Annotated in this window: 16 protein-coding genes; 10 read left to right on the top strand and 6 right to left on the bottom strand. The window is 55.1% G+C overall.

The window, feature by feature from the left end; translation table 11 throughout:
• Nucleotides 1-267: 267 nt before the first annotated feature.
• Complete coding sequence (locus ACQY4Z_RS02010; RefSeq protein WP_428526216.1) at nucleotides 268-2,037, top strand: ABC transporter ATP-binding protein; 1,770 nt, start codon at nucleotides 268-270, stop codon at nucleotides 2,035-2,037.
• A 179-nt stretch (nucleotides 2,038-2,216) separates the two neighbouring features.
• Here the strand turns inward: ACQY4Z_RS02010 and ACQY4Z_RS02005 are convergent, their stop codons facing one another.
• Nucleotides 2,217-3,005, bottom strand: a complete 789-nt coding sequence (locus ACQY4Z_RS02005) for a substrate-binding periplasmic protein (protein ID WP_428526214.1) — start codon at nucleotides 3,003-3,005, stop codon at nucleotides 2,217-2,219.
• 445 nt (nucleotides 3,006-3,450) lie between these two features.
• Here ACQY4Z_RS02005 and ACQY4Z_RS02000 point away from each other — a divergent pair, with 445 nt between their 5' ends.
• Entirely contained in the window at nucleotides 3,451-4,035 is a 585-nt protein-coding gene (locus tag ACQY4Z_RS02000) for a hypothetical protein (protein WP_428526212.1), read from the top strand.
• Nucleotides 4,036-4,102: 67 nt separating this feature from the next.
• Here ACQY4Z_RS02000 and ACQY4Z_RS01995 read toward each other — a convergent pair whose 3' ends face one another.
• The gene (locus ACQY4Z_RS01995) at nucleotides 4,103-5,272 is read right to left on the bottom strand and encodes a hypothetical protein (RefSeq protein WP_428526210.1); all 1,170 of its coding nucleotides are present in this window, start codon (nucleotides 5,270-5,272) and stop codon (nucleotides 4,103-4,105) included.
• Between the two features lie 426 nt (nucleotides 5,273-5,698).
• Between ACQY4Z_RS01995 and ACQY4Z_RS01990 the strand changes: the two genes are divergently transcribed.
• The 4 genes from ACQY4Z_RS01990 (at nucleotide 5,699) to ACQY4Z_RS01975 (ending at nucleotide 12,404) form a co-directional block, all read left to right on the top strand.
• Nucleotides 5,699-7,342 carry an EAL domain-containing protein gene (locus ACQY4Z_RS01990; protein WP_428526208.1) on the top strand — a complete coding sequence of 548 codons (1,644 nt, stop codon included), beginning with the start codon at nucleotides 5,699-5,701 and terminating at the stop codon, nucleotides 7,340-7,342.
• A 253-nt stretch (nucleotides 7,343-7,595) separates the two neighbouring features.
• Nucleotides 7,596-8,147 (top strand): TetR/AcrR family transcriptional regulator, encoded by a 552-nt coding sequence (locus ACQY4Z_RS01985; protein ID WP_428526206.1) that lies wholly within the window; start codon nucleotides 7,596-7,598, stop codon nucleotides 8,145-8,147.
• 11 nt (nucleotides 8,148-8,158) lie between these two features.
• Complete coding sequence (locus ACQY4Z_RS01980) at nucleotides 8,159-9,253, top strand: efflux RND transporter periplasmic adaptor subunit (RefSeq protein ID WP_306146937.1); 1,095 nt, start codon at nucleotides 8,159-8,161, stop codon at nucleotides 9,251-9,253.
• A gap of 34 nt (nucleotides 9,254-9,287) precedes the next feature.
• Nucleotides 9,288-12,404: an efflux RND transporter permease subunit gene (locus ACQY4Z_RS01975; protein WP_428526204.1), complete on the top strand. Its 3,117-nt coding sequence runs from the start codon at nucleotides 9,288-9,290 to the stop codon at nucleotides 12,402-12,404.
• A gap of 107 nt (nucleotides 12,405-12,511) precedes the next feature.
• Here ACQY4Z_RS01975 and ACQY4Z_RS01970 read toward each other — a convergent pair whose 3' ends face one another.
• A complete protein-coding gene (locus tag ACQY4Z_RS01970) occupies nucleotides 12,512-12,724 on the bottom strand; it encodes a hypothetical protein (protein WP_133950228.1) in 213 nt (70 codons plus the stop codon).
• Nucleotides 12,725-12,762: 38 nt separating this feature from the next.
• Nucleotides 12,763-12,945: a YdcH family protein gene (locus tag ACQY4Z_RS01965; RefSeq protein WP_133950226.1), complete on the bottom strand. Its 183-nt coding sequence runs from the start codon at nucleotides 12,943-12,945 to the stop codon at nucleotides 12,763-12,765.
• Nucleotides 12,946-13,078: 133 nt separating this feature from the next.
• On the opposite strand from ACQY4Z_RS01965, the gene ACQY4Z_RS01960 reads away from it, so the two are divergent.
• The 3 genes from ACQY4Z_RS01960 to ACQY4Z_RS01950 all read left to right on the top strand — a co-directional run bounded on the left by ACQY4Z_RS01960 (nucleotide 13,079) and on the right by ACQY4Z_RS01950 (nucleotide 15,318).
• Nucleotides 13,079-14,014 (top strand): hydrogen peroxide-inducible genes activator, encoded by a 936-nt coding sequence (locus tag ACQY4Z_RS01960; protein ID WP_428526201.1) that lies wholly within the window; start codon nucleotides 13,079-13,081, stop codon nucleotides 14,012-14,014.
• Nucleotides 14,015-14,090: 76 nt separating this feature from the next.
• Nucleotides 14,091-14,411, top strand: coding sequence for an antibiotic biosynthesis monooxygenase family protein (locus ACQY4Z_RS01955; protein ID WP_040453314.1), 321 nt, complete (start codon nucleotides 14,091-14,093; stop codon nucleotides 14,409-14,411).
• Nucleotides 14,412-14,550: 139 nt separating this feature from the next.
• Nucleotides 14,551-15,318: a substrate-binding periplasmic protein gene (locus ACQY4Z_RS01950; RefSeq protein ID WP_428526199.1), complete on the top strand. Its 768-nt coding sequence runs from the start codon at nucleotides 14,551-14,553 to the stop codon at nucleotides 15,316-15,318.
• 102 nt (nucleotides 15,319-15,420) lie between these two features.
• On the opposite strand, the gene ACQY4Z_RS01945 is transcribed toward ACQY4Z_RS01950, so the two are convergent.
• Both ACQY4Z_RS01945 and ACQY4Z_RS01940 read right to left on the bottom strand, forming a co-directional pair.
• On the bottom strand, nucleotides 15,421-16,131 hold the full coding sequence (locus ACQY4Z_RS01945) for a substrate-binding periplasmic protein (RefSeq protein ID WP_428526197.1): 711 nt from the start codon (nucleotides 16,129-16,131) through the stop codon (nucleotides 15,421-15,423).
• A 355-nt stretch (nucleotides 16,132-16,486) separates the two neighbouring features.
• A complete protein-coding gene (locus tag ACQY4Z_RS01940) occupies nucleotides 16,487-17,968 on the bottom strand; it encodes a protein adenylyltransferase SelO (protein WP_428526195.1) in 1,482 nt (493 codons plus the stop codon).
• 307 nt (nucleotides 17,969-18,275) lie between these two features.
• On the opposite strand from ACQY4Z_RS01940, the gene ACQY4Z_RS01935 reads away from it, so the two are divergent.
• On the top strand, nucleotides 18,276-19,265 hold the full coding sequence (locus tag ACQY4Z_RS01935; RefSeq protein ID WP_428526193.1) for a fatty acid desaturase: 990 nt from the start codon (nucleotides 18,276-18,278) through the stop codon (nucleotides 19,263-19,265).
• The last annotated feature ends 210 nt before the right edge of the window (nucleotides 19,266-19,475 follow it).

Raw genomic sequence — 19,475 nt, 5'->3', positions numbered from 1 at the left:
GCCGGCTCTGCTGGCCTTTGTCGTATCAGACGGTTAGAAAGCTCCGGTCGGTGAATTGCCGCTGATCGACTCGCAACAACGCAGTTCGCGAAATGGCTGTGTCGTCCATCGCTGCATGAAATCACAGATTTCAATGCAACAGGCGATGCTTCTGGTTTTAAGAATGCCGCGAAACGCGATAGATAGTGCGGGCAGGGTGGCGCAGGGAAGGACACTGGGTCCGGTTGCGCCGAAGAAAGGCATGAGTGGGTGCTCAATTTTCGGAAAGTGAACGCTGAGACGGATCCGAATGAAACCATTCCCTTGATCCGGCGTCTCTTCGGGGAAAACCTGAGGACCTATCTGCCTCAGTACGCGCTCGCATTCGTGTTCATGGGGTTTGTGGCGGCGACCACAGCGGCCAGTGCCTGGATCATGCGCGACGTGGTCAACGAGGTGTTCGTCAACCGCGACCAGCAGATGGTTTATGTCATTGCCGGCGTGGTGATGCTGATATTCGCGGTCAAGGGCGTTTCTACCTATGGCCAGCTGGTGGTGCTTGCTCGGGTCGGCAACGCGATTATTGCCAGCCTTCAGAAGCGCCTGTTTGACCATATTTTGCAGCTCGACCAGGCTTATTACGACCGTAAATCGCTCGCCGAGATCAATGTGATCGTCACACAAGGGGTGAACTCCGCCCGCATGACGATGGACATGGTGGTCGTCTCGCTCGGCCGTGATCTCCTGACCTTGATCGGTCTTGTCATCGTGATGGTCGTTCAGAACCCGCTGCTGAGTTTCTTTGCCTTCGTCATCATGCCGCCGGCGGTCATTGGCGTTGCGATACTGATCCGGCGGGTCAAGAAACATATGAACCGCCAGGTGGTTTCAACCGCCAAGATTACGGCAGCCCTGCAAGAAACCGTACTTGGCGTGCGTGTGGTCAAGGCCTTCGGAATGGAAGACGCCATGCGGGACCGTATGGGCGACTCGGTAGAAGACGTTCAAAGACAGGCCAACAAAATCGCAACCTTGAGCGCCCGGACATCGCCGATGATGGACACGCTCGGCGGGTTCGCCATTGCGATGGTCATCTTCTACGGCGGGTATTCCGTAGTGGAGCTGGGTCAGGACCCGGGCGCTTTGTTCTCCTTCATCACGGCGCTTTTGCTCGCTTACGATCCGGCACGCCGCCTGGCGCGGCTCAATGTCAATCTTGGCCGTGAAATGGTCGGCCTGCGCTTGATGTACGAGTTGATCGATGAGAAAGCCGATCTCAAGGACCGCGACGGAGCCAAATCCCTTGCTGTTTCAAGCGGTGAAATTGTGTTCGACGATGTCCGGTTTTCCTATGGCGAGGGAGCGGCACTCAGCGGTGCGTCTTTCGAGGCCGAACCGGGGAAAATGACCGCGTTGGTCGGTGCCTCGGGTGCCGGCAAGTCGACCGTGTTCTCGCTGATCGAGCGGTTCTATGATCCCCAATCCGGCGAAATCCGGATTGACGGTCAGCCAGTGACAGAGGTTCAGGTCGCGACCTTGCGCCGGTCCATCGCCTACGTCGGGCAGGAGGCTTATCTCTTCAACATGAGCCTTCGCGACAACATCGGCGTTGGTGTGCCTGGTGCAACCGAAGCGGACATCATCGAGGCGGCGAAAGCAGCGAATGCGCATGAGTTCATCACCGCTCTTCCGGACGGATACAACACCAGTGCCGGGGAGGGCGGCAACAATCTCTCCGGTGGTCAGCGCCAACGGATCGCCATTGCCCGTGCGATGCTCCGGGACGCACCGATCCTATTGCTGGACGAGGCAACATCGGCATTGGATGCAGAATCTGAAGCCAAGATCCAGTCCGCGCTGGAAACCTTGATGACCGGCCGGACGACACTCGTTATTGCACACCGGCTTTCAACCGTGCGTCATGCCCATCAGATCCACGTTATGGATAAGGGCAGGATTGTTGAAAGCGGAACGCACGACAAGCTCTACGATCACGACGGCATTTACCGGCGGCTCTGTGATCTGCAGTTTCAGGACAAGACGGAAGCCGCGGAATAACGCTGCCTTATAGCAAGTCGCGTTTAGACGGATTCAGGTTTCGCTGCCTCTCGGTAGCGCCTCGAACGCGAAACCTGAAACGTCCTGAACTCAAACACGCGACACGCTCTAAACCATTGCAAAAGGCCCATGACGCCTGTTGTTACGGGCCTTTTTCATTTCTAGTCACTGGTGGTCCGTTAGTTGCCGAGATATTTCGCAAAGATCGCGTCGATCGTACCGTCAGCCTTCAGCTCTCTGACGGCAGCGTCATATTTTGCAGGCAGGCCCTCAATTCCCGGATACTTAGACGCTTTTGTAAAAACATTGTAATACGCTTTAGATTTCAGTGGCTTGGGAAGATACGCAATCTTGTCGAGGTTCCCCTCTTTGTTCTGTTCGTAGAGGGTGCTGATGGTGTTCATTGGAACAGCGTCAAATCTTTTCGCCAGAAGTTTGCCGATCTGAAGCTCGCTCCTTGGTGACTCCTCGAAGCTCAAGCCCGATGCAAGAAATTCAGGTGTATAGGAGATGTCCTTTGTGATCCCGATTTTGAGGTCTTTAAGATCATCAAAGCTCTCGTAAACGATCTTGTCCTGATCCTCTGACCGGATGAAGAAATTCCAGCCGATGTCGACATAGGATTCTTCCGGATAGGTGAGGTACTCCTGGCGCTTGGCATTCTTTGAAAACACAAGCAGCATGTCCGCACGACCGTTTCGTGCATCCTCCTGGATTCTGGCGTCGGACCGGATGAACTCCACTTTGTAAGAGATGCCGAGCTTGTCGAATACAGCGTCTATAACCTCAATATCGATGCCTTGTGGCTGGCCGCTTTCTTCAAACTTGAACGGCGCCTCCGGTTTTGCCAGAACGACCAAGTCAGCAGCGCTCGCAGGTTTTTGTATGAGTACTAACATTGGTATTAGTAACGCTGTAAGTATAGATAATGTAGTTAATCTAGTTTTTGTTGAGGTGAGTTCTGTCATTTTGATATCCAATCCTGAGTAAAATTCAGTGGAGTTGGTATGGAAAGCAATAAGTGTTTTATTTTCGTCAAGTAAATTGGTTAGTTTTTTATTGCGGAAATGCGCGATGTGAAGATCTGACTATGCTATCTGCGTTCCAGTGTTTAGTGTTTTTGACAATCATGGATTTTCAAATCTGGTAGGTCGTTTTGCCTTAAGAAGCAGCATGGGACACGCAATAAAACAGCTGATAAAAACTAAAGCAGATAAAAGTCTGCCAAGCAGATGATTATTCCAAATCGGTAATTGGTAAAAATTCTGCCGAGTTCATTTGCGCGAATTCTTAAATATTTGCAATCTTTGCGTTCGCAAAAGGGGCGCATTCGACTCAGATGTTCGCTTATTGATCAGCGAGTGGTCTTGGTCTCATCGAACATCTTGACCGATATTGCAAAGGACTTTTCAAATGTCAGCACATCCCTTCATTTCGACCATTGCGGCCGCCGCAATGTCAGTGTTTGCCTTTTCTGGTGCCGCTTCGGCGATGTCCGAGCCAACCTTTGAGGAAGCCTTCGCGGCCGCCGAAAAGGTGTCCTACAGAGCTCAGGTTGTCACGACCAACCCGGCCCGCAACGAGATCATCGTCAAGGCGAAGGACCGCAATGAATTCGCAGTGCCGGTTCAGGCCGGATTTGACATCGCATCGGTGCGGGAAAACCAATTCCTGAACGTGACGTATCTTGCCGGTGTCGTAATCGACATCGAGAAAAGCAAAAACACCAAGCCTGAGATCGATGCTTCAAAGACCGTCGTTCTTGCCGATGAGGACCGCTTGCCCGCGGGCCTGACAGCCCGTCAGATGACCGTCACGGTCAAGATCCTCACCGCGGACACGGAAACCGGAAAGGTCCGTTTCACCGGCCCGGATGGTGAGGAACGCACCTACACAGTTCAAAACCCGGAAATCTTGAGTGATCTTAAGATCAAGAGTGGTGAGCTGTTTGATGTCACCTTCTTCGACGCCATCGGCTTCGAAATCACCAATACCTGATCAAGCCTGATGAAAACAGAAAACGCGGCGGTGTGTTCCGCCGCGTTTTCTGTTTTCGGAGTATGGATTACTGATTGGCCGTGATGGACACGCCCAACAACTGCGGAACCATTTGCGGGGCCATCATCGCCGCACCCATGATCTGGGCAAACGGGACCGGGTTTTCCGGAGACGCGGTGATTTCCAGGGACCCCGGGTTCGTCAGGTATTGTGTCACAGCTTCGGCAACCTGGCCTTCGAGGTCCTTGTTTTGAAGCATGCCCAGCATCAGCGGCAAGCTGCCGGTCAGGCCAGCGACATACTGCTGGGTATCGACACCGGCCTTTTGAGCTTCCTGATCCAGCACTCGGCCGGTGAGGGAAGCATCATCCAAACGGATGCGGACATTGGACACGGAGATGTTCTGAAGAAGGGCCATGGACTCTTCCGGATTGTCGGAAGCTTTGTTCAGCTCATCCACAACTTCCCGGGTTACTCCTCCGAGTGAGAGCGACAGGGTCAGCGCGGCAGCGTCCTGACCATCGATCTTCAGGTCCGGGATATTGATCGTAGCCGCATCCGGATCCCACTTGCCGGAGCCGGAAATGTTCATGTTGAGGGTTTCGTAGCCAAGGTCCTGCAGGGATTTGGCTTCTTCGGCCTGGATCTCTTTCACATCCACGACGATGTTTGAGATTGCGAAACTGCCGCTTGTTGGCTGATCGCCGTCCATTTCATCGATGGACGAGGTGATTGTGTCGATTGTGGCGATCTTGCCATCTTCGTCATTGATCTGGATGGTCGAAGCTTCGAAGGTCTTGTAGCTCGGATCAACGGTCGGGGCGCCGTTTTGAACTTCTTCAGCCGCTGGCAAGACAAGATCCGTTGCGGTCATGTTCGCCATGGTGAGGCCGCCATCGTCGGCCGCAAGTTCTAGGTCTTGAAGCTGAAGGCCGCTCAGTTTCAAACGGCCATTGTCCAGAACAGAACCGCCGGAAAGGGTCGTGGTGCCGATGGTGACAGTGCCGTCGTCATCTTCGCTTTTGAGAACGAGATCGGCGATGGTGACGTCACCGCCCGTTTCGTTGACGCTGCCATAGCTTTCCACGTCGCCGCTGTCGGCATCCAGGAGTTTCAAGAACGCGTCGGCAACTGGTACGCCGCTCGGGTCGAATGCGAGGGCCGGTGCAGCCTGAGCCAAAAACAGACCAACTGCGGTCGAAAGGCCGAGGCCGATCCGGGACTTCTTGGAAATCATGATGTGTACTCCAAACGTGAAGTGTCAGGGCTGACGCGAGCCTGCGTCATAGCTTAATACCAACGGCGACAGATAGGGACCCATTTATTGCAGCTGGTGCGAATTGAAAAAGAGACCGGTTTCTTGACCTGCCTCGAAGGTTTTGTCACCCGATTGGTGCAGCGACAATGTGACGGCGATCACGCTCTTGGCGGATTTCCGCACTTGTGCCGGCAAATGTGCGCCGAAAGGTTGTGGAAAATGAAAACAGCGGTAGGCGCAGCCTCAGCATATGCAGTCGCAGTTTGGGTTCATCATAAGCTGCCAAATAGCCAGCTGGCTTAGTGGAATCGTCCTGTCAGAGTTAAGAAATGCTTCTGCATTCAGGGCTTGTTTACCCATTTCGCGGCATGGTTTGCGGGAGATGGTACTCAACGGGCTTGCGCATTGTCATTTCGTTATTTCGGTTTTGCTAAGACGGTTCTGATCGCACTGGTGCTTGCGACAACACCGCTGTTTGCAATCAATATTATCCTCAATCAATACGCCGAGAGCCGCGCCGTCACCGAGATGGAAGCGATGGGACAAGTGTCTATCAGCCGTGCGGAAGAGGTCATCACGAGTACGGTTTCTTTCCTGCAAAGACTGGACCGCGACGATGTTGAAACATGTGATGCCGCGGACCGGATCATTTACGAGCAGCAGATCATCGACCATGGCATGATTGATGCCATTGGTCTGGTGGACGCTTCTGGGCAGCGCATGTGCATTATCCCCGACCGGGAACTGTCCGCCGAAGTGGTTTTGCCACCGTTGCGTCCGGATGGGCCGCTTGTGGGCATTGGCATGCTGGAGCGCAGTTACCTCGGTGCCAGAGCGGCTGTGGTCAGCTGGGATCTGAAAAACGAGACACGGTTGTTTGCAGAAATCACCCCGGCGGTGATCGCAATGGATCCGGGACCGGAATATCTGCGTTCCTACAGGCGCACGGAATTACGCCTTGGCGACAATCTGCTCTGGTATCAGGTCGGCGGTTACAATTCGGAAGGCAATGATCCGAGCGAAATGTTGTCGGTCGAAGTGGCCTCCGAGCTTTATCCATTGATTGCCATCGTCAACGCACCCGCCTCTGCGGCCCTGCAGGCCGTTCAGCAGTTGAAGGTCATTGCAGCTGCCGCCTGCGCAGCGATTGCGTTGCTCTTTGTTGCAATCGGCATTTGGTATTCATGGCGCCCCGAGAGCGAAGCCAACGACGAGTTCGTTGCAGCGATCCGCAACGGCGAGTTCATTCCGTATTATCAGCCGGTCATGGATATCGAAACAAAGCGCGTTCGCGGCTGCGAGGTTCTCATGCGCTGGCGCCGCCCGAACGGAGTGATTGTCTCTCCGGGCCAATTCATGGCGTATGCGGAAGCAAATGGTCATATCTTTGACATGACACGCCACATGATGCGGGTGGCCAGTGAAGAAGTTGGCGCACTTTATGGTGAGTTTCCGGATTTCAAGCTGTCGATCAACCTCTTTGCCGGGCATTTTCTTGACCGAGAGATCGTGTCCGACATCAAAAACACCTTCGAGAATTCCGAGATCTCCTACCAGCAAATCGTTGTGGAGGTCACCGAACGCTATCCGCTTGAGGATATGGAGCTGGCGCGCAAAATCATGGCCGAATTGCAGGCCCTCGGCGTTCGCATCGCGCTTGATGACGTGGGCACTGGCCATGGCGGTATGGCCTATCTGCAGAAGCTGGGCGTGGATATCATCAAGATCGACAAGATGTTCATCGACAGCATCAGTTCCGACGACAACTCCACGACCATTGTGGATTCTATGGTCGAGCTTGCGGACAATCTCGGGATGGGCATCATTGCCGAGGGCGTTGAAGAAGAAGAGCAGATCGATCGTTTGATGGAACTCGGCGTAACAGCGGCGCAAGGGTATTATTTCGCCGCTCCCATGCCCGCAAAAGAGTTCATCGATTACGCCGAGCGCATTGAAGACGAAGCCCGGGAACGCGCACGCATTGCCGCGGAAGCCGCCGCTGCAGAACAGGCGGCCGCAGAAGCCTCCATGGAAGACGAAGCAGCCTGATCCGGAGTCTGGGCTAGTCGCAACTTCTTTCGGGCTTTTATCGAAGCCGTACCGTCCAATCAGACCCATCCCTGTCCATCTAACTGTTTTCCATTCTTCGATGTTTTGCGTCTCGTGCGTTGGTTTTCGGCGATCTCCTCATTAAGTGGTCCCGAAAAATATCGGCTGGCGAGAGCATTGACCTCCTTGTCTATACCGGCTGGACGGTTTATATGGCTTGAAACTGTACTGACCAGACGGTTCAGAATCGAAGATGTCGAAGACCACCAAAAACACCAAATGCCAGATCTTGACCGCAGCGCTTGAGGTCGTCCGCCGCGCAGGCACGCCAGCGTTGACGCTTGATGCTGTCGCAGAAGAAGCGGGGCTCTCCAAGGGCGGACTGCTTTACAACTTCCCCAGCAAGGATGCGCTCATTCGGGGTATGGTGGAGTTTCTGGCCGGGAAATTTGAAGCCGAAATTGCCTCCGCGCGTGAAAATGCGACCGATGCAGCTTCTCCGACGTTGGCCGCCATGGTGGATGTCACAGAAGGCTGGTTAAGTGAGCAGCGCGATGTTGCGCGGGCGATTTTGCCGGCGACCGCCGACAAACCGGACCTTCGACAGCCATTTATCGACGTCAAGCTCCGGTTGCGGGCCGCGATACTGGAAGAAACCTCGCAACTTGGAGCAGCGTGGGTCATTTGGACCAGCCTCGAAGGATTGCATTTTTCCGAAGCGCACTGCGTTTCGACACTGACGGACGACGACCGGGCAGCAGTTTTCGAAGAACTGCGTGGCCGGCTCAAGGACCTCAACCAATAGGACGGAACTCTATGTTGGCATTGTTGAAGACGCCGGCCGCAAGGGTGGCAGCGATCGTTTTGTCGGCGGGTTTATTGGCCGCATGCCAGGACGATGCAATAGATCCGATCGCCGAGGCGGAGGCAAAACTTCACGCCGCCCCAAGGCCGGCCAAGATCTTTACCGTTTCCGATCAGCTCGGTCTTTTGGAGCGTCGGTTTGCCGGTCGGGTGGCTGCGGTGCAAACCGTCGATCTTTCCTTCCAGGTTGCCGGCCGGATCGTTGAGTTGCCAGTTCTGGAAAGTCAGCAGGTGAAGAAAGGCGATCTGATCGCACGGCTCGATACCGCCGACTATGATCGCGCACTGCGCGAGGCGACAATCAACGTTGAACAAGCCAAACGCGAGTTGGATCGTCTGGCAACCCTGCGCGACCGGAATGTGATTGCGGTCTCCGCCTTCGACGCACAGCAGGACAAGCATGACCTGGCCGTTGAAGCGCTGAAAGAAGCCAAGCTGGATCTTCAGTACTCCGAGCTTCGAGCGCCGTTTGACGGCATCGTTTCCCTGCGCCTCATCGACAACTTCACCACGGTCAGCGTTGGGACACCTGTGGTGCGGATGCACGATGTATCGGAAATCCAGGTCGATATCAATGTGGCCGAGGCCCTCTTCGGGCGGGTGAGGGACACGGAAGTCGTCTCGATCGAAGCCAAGTTTCCAGCCTACGGCGACAAGTATTTCCCATTGATCTATCGCGAGCACTCTTCCCAGGTTGACGACGTCACCCAGACTTACCGGGTCACGCTTGCAATGCCTCGTAAGGGAGCAGACCAGCTGTACCCGGGAATGACTGCGTCGGTCCGGGTCAAGTTTCTTCCAGAAGGGTTGTCCCTTGGGGAGATGTTCCTCATTCCGACCGGATCGATCGCGGTTGACGGCGATGGTCAGTCATATGTCTGGATCTATGATGATGGAAGCGATGCCGTCTCCAAACGCAAGGTCGAAGTCGGCACTGTTATGGGCGACTATATCCCGGTGAGTTCGGGCCTTGGGGCTGGTGAAGACATTATTGCTGCCGGAGCCGCATTCCTGAGTGATGGCCAGGTCGTGCGACCGCTGCGCTGATCTGACAGATAATACCGAACAAGGATCTGATCCCTTGGATATTGCACGTTATTCGATCCAGAAACCGGTCAACACCTGGATGATCGTCATCCTGTCTTTGCTCGGCGGTTTGTGGGCACTCAGCACCGTTGGCCGCCTCGAAGATCCGGCTTTCACCATCAAGGAAGCGCAGGTTATCACCAGCTACCCGGGTGCAACAGCTGCGGAAGTGGAGAACGAGGTCACCGAGATCCTCGAGACGGCGATCCAGCAACTGCCGCAGCTGAAGGAAATCACATCTGTTTCCGAACCGGGCCTGTCGCGTATTCGTGTCGAAATCAAAGACACCTATGACGGCACCGAATTGCCGCAGGTGTGGGACGAGCTTCGCCGAAAAGTCGGTGATGAACAGCGCGCTCTGCCCGCCGGCGCAGGAACACCGTTGGTCTATGACGATTTCGGCGATGTGTTCGGTCTTTTCTATGCCTTCACTGCAGATGGGTATACCAACCGCGATATCCGCACGACGGTTAAGCGGATCCGGCGGGAGTTGCTCACGGTTCCGGGCGTTGGCAAGGTCGATGTCTCCGGCGAGCCGGAGGATGTCATTTACCTGAATGTCGACCACGACAAGATGGTCGGCCTTGGTATTTCCATGACCGATATCACCAGCGTGCTCGATGCGGAAAACCGGATCCAGACCAACGGTTCGGGTATTTCAGGAGACAAGCGCATCCGGTTGATGACGGCGTCCGCCTTTGACGACTTTACGGGCATTCAGGATCTGGTGATCGGCCGGCCGGGCACCACGGCGATGATCCGCCTGTCGGACATTGCGACGCTGGAGCTTGGTGAACCCGAAAGGCCCTCCCGGCTGATCAGGCACAACGGACAAGAAGCGGTCACCATAGGTGTCTCGCAAATCGACGGTACGAACATCGTTGAGGTTGGTGGACGTGTTATAGAAAAACTCGCGGAGGTCGAAGCTCAACTGCCGGTGGGGATGCAGATTCACCCGATCTATGAGCAGAACATTGTTGTCGATGAATCTGTGAACGGCTTCATCATCAACCTCGCGGCCTCGGTGGTCATTGTGATCACGGTCCTGGCGCTGTTCATGGGTTGGCGCGCGGCCCTCGTGGTTGGAACCGTGCTCTTGCTCACGGTGATGGCAACGGTTCTGTTCATGCGGCTGTTTGCCATCGAGATGGAGCGGATTTCGCTTGGCGCTCTGATCATCGCGATGGGCATGCTGGTGGACAACGCCATCGTTGTCGCAGAAGGCATGATGATCAACATGCAACGCGGCATGCGGGCCATTGACGCCGCCAGCAAGGTTGTCAAACAAACCATGTGGCCACTGCTCGGTGCGACCGTGATTGGCATCATGGCGTTCTCGGGCATCGGTCTGTCCCCAGATGCAACGGGTGAGTTCCTGTTCTCGCTCTTTGCTGTTATCGGGATATCGCTGCTGCTTTCCTGGATATTTGCGATCACAGTGACGCCTTTGTTCGGAAAATACTTTTTCCGAACAGCTGAAGGCGTTGGCGATGATCATGATCCCTACAGGGGTATCCTTTATACGATCTACCGGAAGTTCCTGATTGGAACGCTGCATGCCCGTCTGCTGACAATCGCGGTGCTGATTGGTGTGACAGTTGCTTGTGTGATGGCTTTCGGCAACGTGAAACAGGCGTTCTTTCCGGATAGCAACACGCCGCTTTTTTATGTCCATTACTGGAAACCTCAAGGCACCGACATCCGGTCGACCGAGGCAGATCTGAAGGACATGGAGGCCGTTGTCCTTGCAGATGAACGGGTCAAAACGGTCACCAGTTTTGCCGGCGGCGGGGCTACCCGTTTCATGCTTACCTACGCACCGGAAGATGCCAATCCGGCCTACGGTCACATGATCATCCGGACCCACAGCCGAGATGACATTGATGCTTTGGCGTTGGATCTGCGGGAACAATTCGGTGAACGGTTCCCGTCAGCCCAGATCATCACAAAACGCCTGGTCTTTGGGCCTGGCGGTGGAGCGAAGATCGAGGCACGGTTCTCCGGACCGGATGAGGACATCCTGAAGCGTCTCGGCGAGGAAGCCCGGGCCGTCTTCCAGCTGCCGGACAATCGCCTGGCTGACGTTAATACCGATTGGCGCCAGCGCGAACTGGTGGTCCGGCCGATCTTTGACGAAGACCGCGCCCGCATCTCCGGCATTACACGCGAAGAACTGTCACTCGCTTTGCAGTTTGCCACTGAGGGTGTTCAGGTGGGAGCGTACCGCGACATTGACGAGAGCATTCCTATCGTCGCGCGAAAGGCCGGAACCGACGGAATTTCTGTGAACGAAAGCGTGTCGGACTCCGTTGTCTGGAGCACAAGTCAGCGCCGTTACGTGCCAGTTGACCAGGTCGTGCAAGAGTTCGTCATGGAGCCGCAGGACACGTTGATCCAGCGCCGCGACCGTGTGCGGACCATCACAGTGGCTGCGGAAACCACGGGCGGCGAAACGGCAGCTGCAGCGCTTGCGCGTGTCCGGCCTCAGATTGAAGCCATTGCACTGCCGCAAGGCTACGCGCTGGAGTGGGGCGGCGAATACGAGAGCACCAACGATGCGCAAGCTTCTCTCGGTGCGCAGCTTCCACTCGGTTTCCTGGTCATGCTGATCATCTCGATCCTGCTGTTTGGCTCGATCCGGCAACCGCTGATCATCTGGTTGATGGTGCCAATGTCGATCAATGGGGTCGCGATTGCCCTTCTTGCGACAGACACGGCGTTTGGGTTCATGTCGCTCCTCGGCTTCTTGTCGCTCTCAGGCATGCTGATCAAGAATGCGATCGTTCTGCTCGAAGAAATCGATCTGATGATCCGGGAGGGCAAAGAAAAGTACCAAGCCATCGTTGAGGCGAGTGTATCGCGTATGCGGCCCGTGATGCTGGCGGCGATCACAACCATCCTTGGCATGGCACCGTTGTTGTCGGATGCTTTCTTCCGCGGCATGGCGGTCACCATCATGGGCGGTCTGGCCTTCGCAACAATCCTGACATTGATTGCAGCGCCGGTCCTCTATGCGCTGTTCTTCCGTGTCCGGCCAACGAAAACAATGAATATACCGACCCCCAAAGAAGAAAACGTCCCAACCGCTGCGGCACCCGTGCCGGGTGAATAAAAAACGCCGCCTGCCGGGCGGCGGCAGGCGGCGTGACCAGAGCTGATCGCGCTCCGGCGGGCAACATCCCGGCCCTGGGGAGGGAGAGGGCCAAGATGCGCCGGGGTCTAGCTTAGATGGGCCAGTTCGCCGCGCAGGCGGGTCTTGCACTCCTTCACGTTGCCGAGCACGCGGGTGCAGACTTCCTGTTTGTTTTCTTTCTCAACCAGGAAAGACTCCATGCGCGCTTCAAGATCCCGCAGGCGGGCGCGGCGGGCGCGGTGGGAGTTTGAACCGGACGGCAAAGCGCCAATACCGTAGTAAGGCCAGAAAAGGGTCATATCGGGGGCTCCTCTGTTTCGGCGGGTCAGTTGGCGGATCAGGCGGTTTGGGCCGGATTGAGCTTGCGCTCGACGCGCTGAATTTCGTCACGCAAACGCAGCTTGAATTTCTTGAGAGATCGGATGTGTTCAACGTCTGGGTAAGGGTGCAGTTCTTCCCGCTGGATCAAGTTGTCCAGAGTGCCGTGCTGGCTGCGAAGTGATTTCAGACGTGCGTACATCTCCTAGGCTCCTCTCAATTTTAAAACATCGTTGCACTTCCGATATGGGGAGTGGATTGAAATAGCGGAAATACATTGTTTCGATAAAATCGATAGAATATATCTATGGAAGAAGCTAAGAGGAAAAGCGGCCATGGGGTATCGACCTTCGGCGCGGCAACTGGAGTATTTTATTGCTCTGGCGGAGGAAGGGCATTTCGGCAAAGCCGCCAAGAAGTGCCATGTATCCCAGCCGACATTATCCAATCAGTTCAAGCTGTTGGAAGACAGTGTTCATACAACACTTGTGGAGCGCGGGACGACCGGCGTCCGCTTGACCGCAGCGGGAGAACGGCTGTTGCCGCTGGCGCGCCATGCGTTGGAAGTGTTGGACGATTTTGTGACGGCAGCTGAAGCCGGGCGCGAAAATCTCGGCGGCTTGATCCGGTTGGGGGTGCCGTCCACATTCGGGCCATATTTCATGCCGTATCTCCTGCCGATTCTGAAGTCGAAATACCCGGAACTTGAGCTTTACATCCGGGAAGACCGGCCGATGGTTTTGGAGCAGCAAATCCTTGATGGCACTCTTGATTGCATCATATCCCCAGACTTGGCGGGTTCAGAACGGCTTCAGGTTTTGAAACTGTGCCTGGAAGACTTGTCGCTTGCCGTGCCGCGGTTCCATCCGCTCTCAGGCCTTGATGTCATACCGGTTGAACTGCTTAAGGGCGAAAGGCTTCTCACGCTGAGCCAAGGGTTTCGGCTTCACGACGATGTTCAGTCCCTGGCGCGGGCGAGCGGCGCTGATTTCCGTCAGGACTATGAAGGGACGAGCCTTGATGCCCTGCGCCAAATGGTGTCGATCGGTATGGGTCTGTGTCTGTTTCCTGCGGCCTATATTGCGTCCGAGTTCGGAAAAGAACCGGATATCGTCTTGAAACAGGTCGCGGAAATGAAAACTAGACGGACGATTTGCATAGCCTGGCGGCGCGACAGTGCCCGGCACAATCATTTTCAAACACTTTATGATCTTTCTCTCGAAGCTGTTGAGAACATGAATGTTCCCGGAGTGGAACCAACTTCGGGATGAATGCTGCTACACTGTCCGGTGCCGTTGCCCAAACGGGTGCTTCTTGCCAGCTTTCAAAAACGTGTTGGAGCAAGCCATGCCAAAGATATCTGAAGCAAGCGACTACCAAACCGTCATAACAACCTTTGAGATGACACCGGGAACGTGCCTGGATCTTTTGGAGGAGCTGAAAGACGCGTATCGCGAATTCATTCAGCACCAGCCCGGATTTATCGGTGCCGGTCTGCACGTCAACGATGCGCAGACGCGGATCGCCAATTACTCCCAGTGGCGGCGGCGGGAAGATTTCCTGGCCATGTTGCGGTCCGATGAGATGCGCGAACGCAACCGCCGGATCCATGCCCTGTGCAAGAGCTTCGAGCCGGTGATGTATGATGTGGCGGAGAGTTTCGCCTGACACACATGCTGCTGGGGGCTAAAGAGCAAACCGCCGTGACTTTGATAACAACTGGTCCGGACAGTTCCAGTGTCGCGACAAGATCCGACAGGCCTTCAGGATTGCATCCTCTGGTGGTTTTGCCGTAAGGTCATGCACTATGAAGATGTTTTTCTTTCAGCTGTTCATTTTTCTATTTGCGGCTACCGCTGTTGCGGATGAAAAGCCCACAAAGATACGACTTACCAATGGCGAATGGGCTCCTTATCAGTCCAAAGACCTGCCGGGATACGGTGTTTCGTCTCAACTCGTGACGAAGGCGTTCGAAGCGGTCGGCATAGAAGTCGAGTATGGTTTCTTTCCCTGGAATAGGGCGATGCTGCTCGTGGAGCAGGGCGCTTGGGACGGAACCTTCATGTGGGTGCTGACGCCGGAGCGGGAGCGCCTCTATCTTGCGAGTGACCCGCTGTTTGTCTTGCGGGAAGTGATCTTCTACTCCAAGGACAATCCTGTTGAAGCCAAGGAATTGGAGGACTTGAACGGTAAGGTCATGGGGGCGCTGGATTCCAGCGCGTTTGGCCAACAGTTCGCTCCCTTGATCGATGATGGATCGATCATCGTCGCGAGAGTTCCGAACAATCAGCAGCTGTTTCAGATGCTCGCCATGGGGCGGGTCGATTTTGTACCTGAACTTGAAACCAGCGGGTACGAGGCTGCCCTGGAGCATCTGACGGAAGACCAGCAAAAACAGATCAGTCACTTGGAGAGGCTGACCTACCCATGGTCCTACCACTTGTTGATTTCGCGGCAAACGGAGCATGGCCCGTATTTCGTAGATGCCTTCAACCGCGGTATGGAGATCATCCGAGCCAACGGCGAATTTGACCGCATTATTGGCCCGTACATCCGACCCCGATCGCTGAATTAAATAAGACTTCAGTCGTCGGTGCAGATTACAGCAAAAAAACAACGGCCCCTGCATCACCGCGCAAGGGCCGCTTTTCTTATTCGGTTCAGTTGGCGCGTTTGCTTACTGATATTTCGCCAGGATCTTGGCTTGGGTGCCGTCATCGATCATTGACTTAAGCGCGTCCTGCATTTTTTTCACATTGTCGGCATTCGTGCCCGGATTACACGCCATAGACAGGACGGTTTCGGACAAGACAACCGCTTCTTCAACCGCGACGCCGTCTTTCTTCAGGCTGTTGAAGAATGCTTCTGATACGGCGACCATGTCGATCCGACCCGCTGCCAGCTTTTTGAGGGTCGTTTCCATGTTTTTGGCGGCGTCGATTTTCGGAAAGCCTTTGTCCTTCAAAAGACCCTCTGTGTAATCCTGGGACTGTGTACCAACCGTGTAAGCCATTGCTTCGTCGATTGTTGTGGCGTTGACATCAGATCCGGCTTTCTTGATTAGCAGCGTCCGGTCAACATTCAGCGGCTCGACCCAAACGAACAACGGATCACGCGCCTCTGTGTGCGACGCTGTAAATACGCAGTAGTCCGCTTCTTTTTCAGCCAAGCCGATAGCGCGGGACCATTGCGCCATTTCGACCTCATAGGTCAGCCCTGCGCGGTTCATGATTTCAAAAACCTGTTCTGCACCAAAGCCGACGATTTTGTCGCCTTCCATATAGTTGAACGGTTTGTATTCCTCGGTGGTGAGGTTGATGTCTGCTGCGTGAGCAGGGGTGAGCACCGCAGCAGCGGCAAGGGCGATGAGGCCAGCAGCAAATTTCATGTCGGTTCCTTTCTGGAGCGATAGGACTGCTTATCGTTGTTTTACAGCCGTCATTAGAAAGGGGAGGAACTTACTCTTGGTTATGAGTGCGGTGATTTTTGAGCGAAAGTAATAATAAGGTTATCAAAGTATGTGAGAGAAGCTGTTCTATCAAAAATATCCATGTAAAATATTTCAGTTAGCTGCAAATCAGAGTGCGAAGTTTATAGTTTTTCGGTTTATAGTTGTTGTCCTTGAATTGGAGGCGGCAAGTATAGTTGGTCACCGGATGAGTTTACCGACTGCGTAAACCGCTCAGTGTTGAGCAGAACTGGTTCCAGTCCAGCTTCAAAATTAACGAAGCTGCCGATGAGGGTCAGGTCCCACAGAATGTTTGGTAAGGTCCAAAATCCTGTGGTGCTGGCTTTGCGTAAGCCTCCAATCCTTCACGTTCCTTATAAGGATCTTTCAAGACATCCAGCAGGTCTTCAACCAGACCATAATCTCCGGTCTCTGCGGCGGCTAATCCCTCTTCGACCTTGTGATTGCGTGGAATGTAGACCGGGTTCACACGGTTCATCTCGCGGCTGATTTCTTCTGCTGGACACCCTTCTGCGGAGCGCCGTGGCTCCCAGCGATTTACCCAGGCAGATATATCGGCCTTGTCTTCGAAGAGATCAAAAAGGGGAGCGGTGTTTCCGGATACAGCATCGGACAGACGCCGGAAAACCAGAGTGTAGTCAGCTTTGGATGCCTCCATTGCGCTGAGAAGGTCCTCAAACAGAGTGACGTCATCATCTTGCAGATCAGTCAGGCCAAGCTTTTTGGACATGCCGTTGAGCCATGCGGTTCGATAGAGATCCGGAAATTTGTTCAGTTCCTGAGTTGCAAGCTCCACGGCCCTGTCGAGGTCAGCTGGATCGAACAAGGGGAGCAGGGCTTCTGCCAAGCGTGCCAGGTTCCACTGCATGATGGTGGGCTGACGACCGAAGGCATAACGCCCACCGTGGTCAATCGAGCTGAAAACAGCGGCCGGATCATAACCGTCCAAAAACGCGCAGGGACCATAGTCGATCGTTTCACCTGAGATCGTGGTGTTGTCTGTGTTCATCACACCATGGACAAAGCCGATCAGCATCCATTCGGAAACCAGCCGGGCCTGGCGGTCCACAACGCGGGCGAGGAACTGGAGATATCGATCGTCCGCGTCTGGGAGGTCCGGGTCATGCCGCGCGATGGCGTAGTCCGCCAGTTGCCGTACCTTGTCTGTATCGCTTCGGGCCGCAAAGAATTGGAAGGTGCCGACCCGCAAATGGCTCGACGCCACGCGGGTGAGCACAGCGCCGGGTTTCAGGCCTTCCCGCTGGATCAATTCACCTGTTGTCACGGCCGCAAGCGCACGTGTTGTTGGCACGCCAAGCGCGTGCATCGCTTCGCCGAGGAGGTATTCCCTCAGGACCGGACCAATCACTGCTTTGCCGTCGCCACCGCGGGAGAACGGTGTCCGGCCCGAGCCCTTGAGTTGGATGTCGCGGCGATGGCCCGCCTGATCTATGACTTCGCCGATCAAGAGCGCCCGGCCATCGCCGAGTTGAGGCGAAAACCCGCCAAACTGATGGCCGGCATAGACCTGGGCGAGGGGAGAAGCCCCTTCAGGACTTGCCGAGCCAGCAAAGACAGCCGGCATTTCGGGAGCAGCAAGCGCCGCGCTATCAAGACCGAGTTCACCGGCGAGCGAGGAGTTTAAAAGGACCAGCTTCGGGTCCGGCACGGCCGCGCCCTGCCACTCGACGTAGAACCCGGGAAGCTCGCGGGCGTACGTATTGTCGAACTGAAAGGCGGGGGGCTGCGTGGTCATTGAGGTGAAATCCGGTCGGTGAATGTCTACCGTCGCTATATAGTTGCCACATCGTTTGCTTTCGACCCCTCAGCAATGTTTGGCGCGGTTCAGTTTTCTGGATCAGATTCGGTGGCTGGTCCGCCAAGTCTTGCGGACAGGGTTGTTTTATCGCCAAAAGCGAACCTATCGGTGAAGAAACAGCAAATTGAAAACCATTTACTGAGCAAAAAGACGCATAAGTTGCCATCTGCGTTGACCCGGGACGTTCAGTCTGTCACGACGCACGTAAGGGAATACTCCCGAAAAGAAAAAACGGGATATCCCAGTGCAGCCGAGCCAGATTCAGGACCTTGTCAATCACTGCGAGCAGTATCGCGCGCCAAACAACGCAACAGCGCTTTTTCAGGTGTTCACGACGGTGCCGTTGTTCATCGCCCTGGTTGCGGCCATGTATGCCGCGGTGGACATCAGCTATTGGATCACACTGGCCCTATCTGTGCCGACCGCCGGTTTGATTGTCCGGTTGTTCATCATTCAGCATGACTGTGGACACGGCTCTTTTTTCTCATCCAAGACCGCCAACGATACGACCGGCCGGTTGATGAGCATCCTGACCCTGACACCCTATGCCTATTGGCAACGGGCCCATGCTCTTCACCACGCAACGTCGTCCAATCTCGACCGGCGGGGCTTCGGCGATATTGATACGCTGACGGTTGAGGAGTTCCGGTCTCTGCCACTTCACAAACGCGTCTGGTACCGGATTTATAGAAATCCGTTTTTCATGACGTTCGTCGGCGGTGTTCTTCACTTCTTGATCATCCAGCGGCTGCCGTTCACCGTTCAGCGCCCGTCCTGGAAGATGACGGCCAGCGTGCTCTTGTTGGATCTTGCCATTGTTGCCGTCTACGGCACACTCGCGTTCTTGATGGGATGGATGCATTTCGCACTCGTGTTTGCACCGATCGTGGTGCTGTCAGCGGCTGCCGGGGTCTGGCTTTTTTATATCCAGCACCAGTTCGAAGAGACGCATTGGTCGCGTGACGGCGAATGGGACCGGAAAACGGCCGCAATCCTTGGCTCGTCCTACTATGAATTGCCCGCAGTCCTGAATTGGTTCACCGGGAACATCGGCCTGCATCACATCCACCACCTGTGCAGTCACATTCCGAATTATCGTTTGCAGGAGTGTATGGCTGCGAAGCCGGAGCTGGCCTCCATCAACAAGCTGACCATTTGGGAAAGCCTGAAGAGCGCGCATTTGGCGCTTTGGGATGAAGATACCAAACGGCTGGTGCCGTTCTCGGCGGCTTGAACTCTGCCCAGCAGTACCTTGGTGCAAATGCGCCGTTGAGCGCCGGCTGGAATGAAGAAATCCGGACGTGCAGCCAGTAGTCGGTGTATGACATGCGGGAGTATATGTGAAGGAAATCTCCCGTGACTGACACTTTCTGCCGCTTGTCTCAAGAAGCCGCCACCCCGGGAACCGATGCTCCTACACCAGCCTGGTTGTACGCGATGGCTC

The organism is Roseibium sp., from assembly GCF_965276855.1.
Taxonomy (GTDB): Bacteria; Pseudomonadota; Alphaproteobacteria; order Rhizobiales; family Stappiaceae; genus Roseibium.
The sequence above is the reverse complement of the archived record's forward strand: the minus strand, read 5'-3'. Positions and strand labels throughout refer to the sequence as shown.